The 10090-nt window shown below is 47.1% G+C and carries 10 protein-coding genes, 1 tRNA gene and 1 pseudogene; 7 read left to right on the forward strand and 5 right to left on the reverse strand.

Going from position 1 to position 10090, the window contains the following annotated elements:
* Window positions 1–464 (reverse strand): hypothetical protein (locus WG8_RS02580; RefSeq protein ID WP_007428515.1); only part of this gene is annotated, 464 nt, incomplete at its 3' end.
* A gap of 166 nt (window positions 465–630) precedes the next feature.
* Here WG8_RS02580 and WG8_RS02585 point away from each other — a divergent pair.
* Window positions 631–1467: an HAD hydrolase-like protein gene (locus WG8_RS02585; RefSeq protein WP_007428516.1), complete on the forward strand. Its 837-nt coding sequence runs from the start codon at window positions 631–633 to the stop codon at window positions 1465–1467.
* A 292-nt stretch (window positions 1468–1759) separates the two neighbouring features.
* Here WG8_RS02585 and WG8_RS02590 read toward each other — a convergent pair whose 3' ends face one another.
* Window positions 1760–2710: a beta-ketoacyl-ACP synthase III gene (locus WG8_RS02590; RefSeq protein ID WP_007428517.1), complete on the reverse strand. Its 951-nt coding sequence runs from the start codon at window positions 2708–2710 to the stop codon at window positions 1760–1762.
* A gap of 247 nt (window positions 2711–2957) precedes the next feature.
* Here WG8_RS02590 and WG8_RS02595 point away from each other — a divergent pair, with 247 nt between their 5' ends.
* Both WG8_RS02595 and WG8_RS02600 read left to right on the forward strand, forming a co-directional pair.
* The gene (locus WG8_RS02595; RefSeq protein ID WP_007428518.1) at window positions 2958–3635 is read left to right on the forward strand and encodes a MarR family transcriptional regulator; all 678 of its coding nucleotides are present in this window, start codon (window positions 2958–2960) and stop codon (window positions 3633–3635) included.
* 172 nt (window positions 3636–3807) lie between these two features.
* A complete protein-coding gene (locus WG8_RS02600; protein ID WP_007428519.1) occupies window positions 3808–4614 on the forward strand; it encodes a patatin-like phospholipase family protein in 807 nt (268 codons plus the stop codon).
* A 65-nt stretch (window positions 4615–4679) separates the two neighbouring features.
* On the opposite strand, the gene WG8_RS02605 is transcribed toward WG8_RS02600, so the two are convergent.
* Window positions 4680–5711 carry a ribonucleotide-diphosphate reductase subunit beta gene (locus WG8_RS02605; protein WP_007428520.1) on the reverse strand — a complete coding sequence of 344 codons (1032 nt, stop codon included), beginning with the start codon at window positions 5709–5711 and terminating at the stop codon, window positions 4680–4682.
* A gap of 20 nt (window positions 5712–5731) precedes the next feature.
* Window positions 5732–8065, reverse strand: a complete 2334-nt coding sequence (locus tag WG8_RS02610) for a ribonucleoside-diphosphate reductase subunit alpha (RefSeq protein WP_007428521.1) — start codon at window positions 8063–8065, stop codon at window positions 5732–5734.
* 487 nt (window positions 8066–8552) lie between these two features.
* On the opposite strand from WG8_RS02610, the gene WG8_RS02615 reads away from it, so the two are divergent.
* Window positions 8553–8906 carry an MTH1187 family thiamine-binding protein gene (locus WG8_RS02615; protein WP_007428522.1) on the forward strand — a complete coding sequence of 118 codons (354 nt, stop codon included), beginning with the start codon at window positions 8553–8555 and terminating at the stop codon, window positions 8904–8906.
* A 74-nt stretch (window positions 8907–8980) separates the two neighbouring features.
* Window positions 8981–9052, forward strand: a tRNA-Thr gene (locus WG8_RS02620).
* 193 nt (window positions 9053–9245) lie between these two features.
* Here the strand turns inward: WG8_RS02620 and WG8_RS29455 are convergent.
* Window positions 9246–9383 (reverse strand): annotated as a pseudogene (locus tag WG8_RS29455) (SPRY domain-containing protein); the annotation flags it as partial.
* A 164-nt stretch (window positions 9384–9547) separates the two neighbouring features.
* On the opposite strand from WG8_RS29455, the gene WG8_RS26185 reads away from it, so the two are divergent.
* Together WG8_RS26185 and WG8_RS02625 are read left to right on the forward strand one after the other, a co-directional pair.
* Window positions 9548–9667: a hypothetical protein gene (locus tag WG8_RS26185; RefSeq protein WP_007428523.1), complete on the forward strand. Its 120-nt coding sequence runs from the start codon at window positions 9548–9550 to the stop codon at window positions 9665–9667.
* A 127-nt stretch (window positions 9668–9794) separates the two neighbouring features.
* On the forward strand, window positions 9795–10028 hold the full coding sequence (locus WG8_RS02625) for a hypothetical protein (RefSeq protein WP_043890711.1): 234 nt from the start codon (window positions 9795–9797) through the stop codon (window positions 10026–10028).
* Window positions 10029–10090 lie beyond the last annotated feature (62 nt).

Raw genomic sequence — 10090 nt, forward strand, 5'->3', positions numbered from 1 at the left:
GGCAGGAGGAAGGCCAGCATAATCTGTACTCCATACCCACGGTTCAGCCAGCGCCTTCCCCCGTAGTACAGCAGTGTGATGACTGCACCAGCTATGCCGTTGCTCCATAAAATGCCGGCTCCGGCAGGCGACATCAAAGTACCTAGCAGGAGAAAGATACTGAATCCTGCGGCAAGGTACAGGCTGAGCTGCTCGGGCTTTCGCAGCCAGGGTAAAAAATCGCGCAGCGCATCGGCAGCAAGAGCTGCCGGGAGGGCAAAGCCATAGGCCCATAATTGTGCGGTCAGCTCACCGCTGTTGCCTGCTATAGTTACGGGTATCCCCGTTATTTCCTCTGTCAGATAGCAATACATCCATAAGAGGCCAAAGACCAAGCCCCCACAGGCCAGTTTGTTCAGCGCATAACAACCAAGCTCCATCCGCCAAGGCATTTTGGAATTAAATTCATTCCAGGGCTGTCTCATGTTGCGACTCCTCCTTATGGCACTCAGTAATCTACAACCAGTCAAGGAATTAATTTCTATTACAATCCGCTTACGGTTTACGGCATTTCAGTTTACGTTAGCTGTGTATCATGTTCCTAAGCAATAAAGATTGCGGATAGCCGCGGTACGGAGAGGCGGGGATTGCATGATACAGGCGGTTATTTTTAATCTCGAAAGTACATTGTTGGACCCCGGAGGACGGGGGCTAATCCAGGGAATGCTTGATATTTTCAGATGGAAAGGTGTACAAGTAACCGAAGAGCAGGTATCTCATGGGCGAGGGCTGCCGATCCGTGACCATATTGCCAATGTGCTGGGACTCTCAGAGGTTCGAAAAAAGTGGCTGGAGCGCTTCGGTACACATCCCGGGAGAACGGATATTGAGCATATTTATCTTGAGCTTGTCCCGGTTCTCCGTTCCTTGATTCAAGGAGCCGAGCCCGCGATTGGTATAGACAAGGCGCTGCATGAATTGCAGGATCGTCGTATTCAGTCAGGTGCCACCGCAGCCTGCCCGATGGAAATGTTAGGGCCTATTTTCTCGCCTGCACAGTCACCCTATACGCTGGATTGTATGGTAGCCCCTTGTGAAGTGTCGCAGGGACGTCCTTATCCGTGGATGATCTACGAAATTGCACATCGTTTGCAGGTATTTCCGCTCAGCGATATTGTGAAAGTAGGAGATACGGCAGCCGATATGCAAGAGGGAAGGAATGCAGGCGTATGGACGATCGGTGTGTTGAACCATAACGATAGCGCGCTAATCGCAGCGCAAACAAGCAGCCGTGAAATAGACGACAGAGTGACAGAAGAACGACGCAGACAGAGCGTTTACGGATTAAAAAGGGCAGGAGCTCATATTGTCATGAACTCGATCGCTGACTTGCCGCGTATTCTACGTGAAATCGAGATGCTCCAGCATACGGGCGGCTATCCCTCTTATACGAAGCAGGTAAAAACAGCGTTGATGCCCCCGTCTTGAAGTGCCTCAATACACAGTCCTAGTTATATGTATGCGCCACGCCGGATGAAGGTGAACTTTTCAGGTTCTGGGCATGCGACTATTTTAAATTGTATCTCGAACGTCCTGGATAAAGGGGGAAAAAGGAGATGACCTACCCGATAACCGGCGTCAGGTTCATCTCCTTTTCAAAATGCAATGTTCCGGGACTGCTTATACGCAAGAACCTTAGTCCGTTTCTTTTGAAGCCATCCTCAAAGGGCAAAGCTGGTTCATAGAACTGGACCGAGGCTTTTTCTGTTAAGTATAGAATTCATGCGATCTGGATGACCTGTACGCCCCATGCCAAACCCGCCCCGAAGCCCATCAGCATCACAATATCACCACTACGAACGAGCTTTTGTTCCATGGCTTCCGCAAGTGCAATGGGAATAGAAGCCGCAGACGTATTTCCGTAATTTTCGATATTTACAAAAAATTTATCCAGAGGAATATTCATTTTGCCAGCGGCACTTTCGATGATTCGAATGTTGGCTTGATGTGGAATGATTAAAGCAATATCATCAATGCTTAAATTCAATGTTTCCAGAGCTTTAGTTAGCATGGATTCCACAATACGCACCCCGAACTTGAAAACCTCTCGACCTTGCATGGTGATGGGGCCTGTAACCGGGGATGTCAGTGCTTCTGCCCCACGTTCTTCCGAGCCCAGCAAGGAGAAGCACGGGAAAGCGCCCGGGCGAGATTGAAGGACGACAGCGCCCGCACCATCTCCAAACAGGACAGCAGTATTACGGTCCTGCCAATCTATGATTTTGGAGAACTTGTCCGCTCCAATCACCAGAGCATTGTGGTAGGCACCTGATTTCATCATGTCGCTGCTGACTGAAAGAGCGTACACAAAACCGGAGCAGGCTGCCGATAAGTCGAATGCAGGTGCGCGGCTTCCGAGCTTTTGCTTGACCAGCATGGCGGTGGAGGGGAAGGCATAATCAGGAGTTGAAGTCGCCACGACAATGAGATCCACATCTTCCAGGGATAAATGGGCACGGCTTAAAGCCCGGGCTGCAGCAGCAACGGCAAGGTCAGAGGTGTTCGTGGATGCTTCTGCAATATATCGCTGACGGATGCCTGTTCGTTGGCTGATCCATTCATCGGATGTGTCCAGAGATGCGGCTAATTCCACATTGGTTAATAGAGAGGTCGGAACGTAGAATCCTGTACCTGTAATTGTAACCCCGTTCAGGTTGAGAGCTGATTGCATGTAGGTTTCCCTCCAATGAAATAATCACACAAAAGACCGTAAAGACCAAAAAAACCAAAAAAATAGTATGAATAAAAATATAACACAGTCGGATTAAAAAGAAAATGTACCAAGTACAGCTTGCTGTACGGAGGAATCTGGAATGCTCCTGCTGCTTGATTATATAGATATTCAGTGCTAAGATTTAGACACAAAAAACCCAAGAACGTATTCGTAGAGAATACACAGGGAGGTATACAACACTACCGTGCCACTTACTAAACGTCGTCTGCAGTTTCTGCATACATTGGTGGATTTGTATCAAAAAACGAATTTACCCATTCATTACGAAGCCTTGGCTAAATCATTAGGCGTTAGCAAATGGACGGCCTATGACATGCTGAAAGAAATTGAAAAGCTCGGTTTTATTACGCGCAGCTATGAGGTGAATACCAAGGTAACCGGGCGTTCTCAGGTCGTATTTGTGCCTACAGATAAAGCTTCGGAATTGTTCAACCAGTCCCGGAATAAATTAGTCGATCTGGTGGATTGGAAAAAAACTGTCGAGAACATTTCAGAATTGCTTAAAGATTTGAACAACACAAGCCTCAATGAGGCTGTCCGAAAAATTTGGGCTGAAATTCCTGAAGCTAGCGTCAGAATCAATTTTTGCGCCTATATTATAGGGCTGCTTTTGATATACTTGAAGAAGCTGGGAGGTAAAACAGGTCCCTGGATTCAGCAGATTGTCCTTACAGCCCCAAGCAAGGAAATGGGTATGACCATGTTTGTTGGCACTGTGCTAGGCATGGCTGTACAAACAATAAACGATGAATTGGGCCTTGAAATTACGGAGCTGGTTTCCCGTTTTCTGCAATCCATTTCGGATCTTTCTGACGAGGAAAAAGGGTTGCTTTACAATTTTCTGAGCGAGGCTTTTATATAAGCTGTATGGAAAAGTTTCCTATCGTGTCACTACGCAGCCGGAGAGTGCTCCCGATCAAAGGATATGAATCATTCGTGAGGAGAGGGAGCTGGTCTCCTTGCGTTTAGTTTTTAGGTCTTCTGTGTGTTTGAATGCATTCAGTAAATAAAATACAGGTAAAGGGGTTGCGCATATGCCGAAGGTAGGATTGGTTTTGGGTGGTGGGGCAGTCAGAGGACTTGCCCATCTGGGGGTGCTGAAAGCGTTCGAAAGACATGGGATTCAGGTCGATTGTATCGTTGGTACGAGTATGGGCGGCATCGTTGGAGGGCTTTATGCGGCGGGTGTTCCTGCGGATGCTCTATTGGATTGTATTAAAAAGACACCTAAATACCGCTTGCTGGATATCGGCATACGCCATCGTGGTTTAATTGCCGGCAACAGTATGAATACGGTGGTGAATGAGCTGCTGCAACAGTATGGGCAGCATACGCAGAAGATCGAGGAGCTTCCTATCCGTTTTAAAGCTGTTTCTGTCGATCTACTGGAAGGTAAGCAGATCGTTTTTGAACAAGGTGATTTGGTGACAGCACTGCGGGCTACGATGGCGTTTCCCGGCTTATTCGCTCCTGTGATGCATGAAGGCAAGATGCTGGTCGACGGAGGGGTATTAAACAATTTGCCTGTAGAAGAAATGAGACGGGAGGCGGATTGTTTAGTGATTGCTGTTGATGTGGCGCGAGGACATGAAAAAAAGCCGCCGCGCAATATGGTAGAAGTCGTGTACCGCTCTTACAGCCTGATGACTGCGGAACGAAAGCACAATAGTCTCCGGCTTGCGGACATTGTCATTCGTCCTGAAGTCGGACATATTGCAGCGTTTGACTTTACGAAATGGCCTGAATGTGTCGAGGCTGGCGAGGAGTCGGCCAAACACATTATGGATGAACTGAAGTTGCAAATAGCCAATCATGGGCAACCAGCACAGATGCATGTATGAATTTTCCTTCCTCATGAAAAGAAGCCTTAACCCGAAGATACCGAGTTAAGGCTGTATTTTGCTACTTACAAATCGTCGAATCCGTTGTCATCTCCGACCTTGCCATAATTGCGTGATTTTGCTTCGAAAAAGTCTGTTTTTGTCGCATTTAGCGCTTCATCCGAAAACGGCTTGATCCAAGGCATACTATTTACATCTACACCTTCATAAGCTTTGTCCATACCAAGCAGTCTCAGGCGCATATTCGCCATATATTTGATATAATCGCTCAGCTCGTTCAAGTCGATGCCGCGAACCTCCTTGAGCGTATAATGCGCCCAATTCGTTTCCAGCTCCACAGCACGATTGATCATACGATAGACATAGTCCATATTTTCCTTGGTATTCAGCTCAGGGAAATCGGCCAATAGCTGCTTGAACACTTCGGCAAAGAAGTAGCAATGCTGATTTTCATCGCGCTGAATATATGAGATCATTTGGCTGGTGGCCATCATTTTTTGGTCACGGGCCAAATTGTAGAAGAAGGCGAATGTACTGTAAAAGAAAATGCCTTCCAGAATCAAATCGGCTACCATCGCCTGGAAAAAGGTCTGCGGGTTCTGCTTATCCCGGAACTCCTGGTAAATGCCCGAGATAAATGTGTTACGTTCCAGCAGGACAGGATCATTTTTCCAGTATTCGAAAATTTCCTTTTGCTCCTGCTCCGATACCAGGGAGGACAGAACGTAGGAATAGGACTGGTTATGCACCACTTCCTGTTGCCCAATAATGGCCGAGATAGCTTCCAGCGAGGAATCGGTAAAATAGCGTTTTACATCTCCGACAAACATCGTTTGCATAGAATCCAGCACAGCCAGCAGGCCGATGTTAATTTTGAAAGTGCGCTGTTCTTCAGCATCCAGCATAGGAAACTGGGAAGCGTCTTTGGACATCGGAATTTCATCCGGAATCCAGTGGTTAAGGAGCAGCACTTTATACAGCTTGTACATATGCGGCATCCGAATATCGTTCCAGTTCAGAATGCCGGAGTTTTCGCCTTCAATAATACGGGTAGAGCGGTTAGGCGCTTCCGTGTTAAAAATCTTTTGTAACTGCATGAGAGCTTCTCTCCTTTAGTTTAGGATGCGCAGCTTTCGCATTCTTCAATCGTCAGTGCGCGGCTGCGTACGTAATAGGTCGACTTCATACCTGATTTCCAGGCATGGATGTGCAGCTCTAAAAATTCGGTAGCTTTAATATCCGGACGTACATACAGGTTAAAGCTTTGGCCTTGGTCAATATGCCGCTGACGTGCAGAAGCCATGTTGATCGAAGCATGTTGATCCAGCAAGAAAGCCGTTTTGTAGTACCAGATGGTCTTTTCGTTCAAGTCCGGTGCAGGATTCGCGATCTTGTAGGTTGTTTTCTCTTCATAGGAAAGCAACTCGTACAATGGATCGATACTAGCCGTAGAACCTGCAATGATCGACGTAGAACCGTTAGGGGCGATGGCGAACAGCCATGCGTTGCGAATGCCGTTTTGTTTGACCTCTTCGGCAAGCTCGCTCCACTCGGACGAGGTGACGAATTTGCCTTCACGCGTACCGTCTGTATAGCCACGGGATGTAAAATAATGCCCGGTTGACCAGTCAGAACCCTCAAATTTGGCATAACGACCTTTTTCCTTTGCCAGCTCCATGCTGGATTTAACGGCCAAATAATTGATTTTTTCATACAAATGATCGTTATAGGTGACCGCTTCATCAGACTCCCAACGAATGCCTTCGAGTGCGAGCAGGTGATGCAAACCGAACGTGCCCAGACCGACTGCGCGGTATTGGCTGTTCGTATATTGTGCTTGCAGCACTTCAATATTGTTGATATCAATGACATTATCCAGCATACGTACCTGAATCGGTACGAGACGATCCAATACCCCTGCCGGAACGGCGCGAGCCAGATGGATGGAGTTCAGGTTGCAGACAACGAAGTCGCCAGGGATTTTGGAAATGACAATGCGTGTTTGTCCGTCCTTGGTCACCAATTCCTCTTTTTCCACCACGGTTGGAGATTGGTTCTGCATAATTTCCGTACACAGGTTGGAGGAATACACCATACCGTGAGCACGGTTCGGGTTGGCCCGGTTTACCGTATCGCGGTAGAACATGTACGGCGTACCTGTCTCCAGCTGCGATTTCATCAGGCGTTTCATGATGTCGATGGCAGGCACCGTGATACGGGAGAGAATCGGGTGCTGCGACGCTTCCTCATATTTCTCGCGGAAGGAGCCAGCACCAAAGGACTCATCATAAAAATCCTCCAGTCCCAGTGGACGTCCTTTCTCATCTGTCCAGCCCATGACCTTCTTCACTTCATGCGGGCAAAACAGGTTCCATTCGCCGCGTGCTTCGACCTGCTCCATGAACAGATCGGGCAGACATACGCCGTGGAACACGTCATGTGCACGCATCCGCTCGTCACCGTTGTTCAGCTTCAGGTCAAGGAAGGCAAGAATGTCCTTGTGGAATACGTCCAGATAAACGGCAATCGCGCCTTTGCGTGTACCCAATTGGTCTACACTGACCGCCGTATTGTTCAGCTGGCGAATCCATGGAATCACGCCGGAGCTTGTATTTTTATGCCCGCGGATATCGGAGCCGCGAGCTCGTACTTTACCGAGGTATACGCCGATACCGCCGCCCATTTTGCTGAGACGGGCTACATCGGTATTGGAATCGAAAATACCTTCCAGCGAGTCGTCTACCGTATCGATAAAGCAGCTGGACAGCTGTCCGGCCACCTTTTTTCCCGCATTGGACATTGTTGGTGTAGCAGCGGTCATGTACATGTTGCTCATCGCCCAGTAAGCTTCCTTGACCAGCTCCATACGCTTGTCCGCAGGCTCCTGGTGCATCAGGTACATCGCGATGATCATGTAGCGTTCCTGTGGCAGTTCCATCACACGTCCGTCAAAGTCGTTTGCCAAATAGCGCTCAGACAGCGTCAGCAGCCCAATATAATCGAACAGCAGGTCATTTTTCGGCAAAATGGAAGCGCCCAACTCATCAATTTGCTCCTTGGTGTAGTAGTCGAGCAATTCCTGACGGTAGATTCCCTTTTCGACCAGTTCTGTGATCAATGGGTAAAAGGCGCCGTAAGGCTCGTCTGCATAGGATTTGTAACGGCGATGGGTCGCCGCTTTTTTATATAAGGAAGTGAGCAAAGCACGCGCAGCGGCGAATTTCCAGTCCGGTTCTTCCTTGCTGACCAGCTCAAGTGCAGCCATCACAAATGCGTTGCTGATTTCATCTCCCGTGACTTCGTCCCGGCGCAGCTTGCTGGTTACACCGCGAATGAGGCGATCTTTATCCAGCTTCTCCAATCCGCTGAGCACACGGTCGGCATATACGGAAATGCGTATTTCATCAAAAGCCAACTGGCGGTTGTTTGGTTTTGTTACGAGTTGTGGCATAGGATTAATTCCTCGCTTTCCTGATTTGGAGTACATACTTAGGGAATAGACATGAAGAATGAACATGTTGACAGAGGTAAAAATGAAAAAAGCGACAGCATTTTGGGGCTGTATGTAATCCCATAACATAGAAATAGCGATGCGCTTGCCAATGAAGGAGGAGAAAGTTGGTTCTCATGCAATTTATCGGCTACATCACTATATTTAGAAGCGTTATGAATATCTAACCCAACATATTGTGCTTATAAACTTAAAATTTCAAATAAGTGCAAGGAGTATTATAGCAACATTCGCAGCCATACGTAAAGGAAAAGGAATGGAAAATCGAAATATGCAGGGGAAGCGCGGGCTGTATTTGAATTGAGGCTGTGTGAACGGTACAATGAATGATAGAGAGGTTTCTTTCAGAAACAATCAGTATATCAGCATACATATGGCCTTGTTTAAAAGTGAAGCATGAGTTCAAAAATAAAGGAGGCACACCTCGATGGCCATTGCAGAAGTGACTGTAATCCCGATTGGAACGGGCAGTACCAGCCTGAGCGATTATGTTGCCCAGATGCAAAAAGTGTTAAAAACGCAAAAAGGAATTACCTACGAGCTTACCTCTATGAGTACGATTATTGAAGGCTCGTTGGACGATGTGTTTACCGCCATTGCAGCGCTGCACGAAGCGCCATTCCTGTCAGGTGCCAAGCGCGTCTCCACCTCGGTCAAAATCGACGACCGCCGCGACAAGCCTTCCTCCAGCCGTCAAAAGCTTCGTTCCGTCGCAGATAAGCTGTCCGGCACAGGGATAGGAACAAGGAACGTCACCGAACTAAATCCAAATCCTAGCTGAAAAAATGATTGTAAGTCATTGATTTTTATGTAAGGAAGAGTATAATAGTTTTTGTTGTCAGTTTAACCTGACTCGCTGGTGTAGCTCAGGGGTAGAGCAACGCACTCGTAATGCGTAGGCCGGGGGTTCAATTCCCTTCACCAGCATCCTATTAAACTCAAGCACAGCGCGGCTTCCAAGCTTTTTGGAGGTCGCGCTTTTTTGTGATTTTGGACAATCTTCTACCATTCTTCTAACCTTTAGTCTAGTGAAGTGAATAGATGTGAAAAAGACTCCACTGGCATATAGTCGGATAGAGTCCTCCTGTCGTTTTATTTAGTTGAATACTCGCTTACTTCAAGCACCTTTACCAGCATCTTTAGCGTCATACCAAGCGATGAAGGCATTTAGTTCTTTTTTACTCAGATCGAATTCCTTATCAAATCCATTGTCCATTGTTACAGTCAGAATAGCGCGGTCACCAGTTGGTTGCGAGGAAAAGGAGATAATGATTTTCTCACTTCGATTACCTTTGTCATATAGTTAGTGTGGTAGAACATTATAATTATTTACAAAAGGTGTTTTTTATTTGCCTGCATGCCCTATCACAAAACGTATCTGTACATATATTAAGGTGACGACAAATAAAGGAGGTTAAAGGCATGGGTGCATATGAAGGTGCAGGTACAGGTGGATATGGCGGCGGTGTGTGGACTTCTACAGCGGCAATTTTGGTGCTCTTCATCCTGTTGGTTATCATCACTAAAGCATTTTGGGTGTAATTTCGTTGGGTGCTACACCCTATCTTTGATTCAAAGACGGCTCTACTGGCGTAATGCTGGCAGAGCCTTTTTTTTTGTTGAAGGAATTTCTGCACCGATCACGACTAGCTATTTTGAGGTGATCAGCTTGAACCATAAATATAAAGTGTTGAGATCGGATATAGAACTGTTTGCAGCTGCATTAAGCCAGGTAAGGGTATACGTTGTTCAGTCGTTGAGTGAGGATAAGGTGGAAGTTGTAGCCTATGGAGGCGCAGTGGAGAAGATCATGCCGGAATCCATCAAGATAAACGGATCTTATTTCTTCCGTAATCAGTTTGAATTTAGAGTAGGTGTGAAAAAGGACTCCGCTGGTATATAGCTAGTAAGGAGCCCTTTGTGGTTTATTTAGTTGAATACTCACTTACTTCAAATGTAAGGATT

This window comes from Paenibacillus sp. Aloe-11, from assembly GCF_000245715.1.
GTDB classification, from domain to species: domain Bacteria; phylum Bacillota; class Bacilli; order Paenibacillales; family Paenibacillaceae; genus Paenibacillus; species Paenibacillus kribbensis.

Excerpts from the sequence above, each read along its gene's own strand:
- WG8_RS02585 (WP_007428516.1), top strand. The coding sequence starts at position 631 with ATGATACAGGCGGTTATTTTTAATCTCGAAAGTACATTGTTGGACCCC.
- WG8_RS02590 (WP_007428517.1), bottom strand. The coding sequence starts at position 2,710 with ATGCAATCAGCTCTCAACCTGAACGGGGTTACAATTACAGGTACAGGA.
- WG8_RS02600 (WP_007428519.1), top strand. The coding sequence starts at position 3,808 with ATGCCGAAGGTAGGATTGGTTTTGGGTGGTGGGGCAGTCAGAGGACTT.
- WG8_RS02605 (WP_007428520.1), bottom strand. The coding sequence starts at position 5,711 with ATGCAGTTACAAAAGATTTTTAACACGGAAGCGCCTAACCGCTCTACC.
- WG8_RS02610 (WP_007428521.1), bottom strand. The coding sequence starts at position 8,065 with ATGCCACAACTCGTAACAAAACCAAACAACCGCCAGTTGGCTTTTGAT.
- WG8_RS02615 (WP_007428522.1), top strand. The coding sequence starts at position 8,553 with ATGGCCATTGCAGAAGTGACTGTAATCCCGATTGGAACGGGCAGTACC.
- WG8_RS26185 (WP_007428523.1), top strand. The coding sequence starts at position 9,548 with ATGGGTGCATATGAAGGTGCAGGTACAGGTGGATATGGCGGCGGTGTG.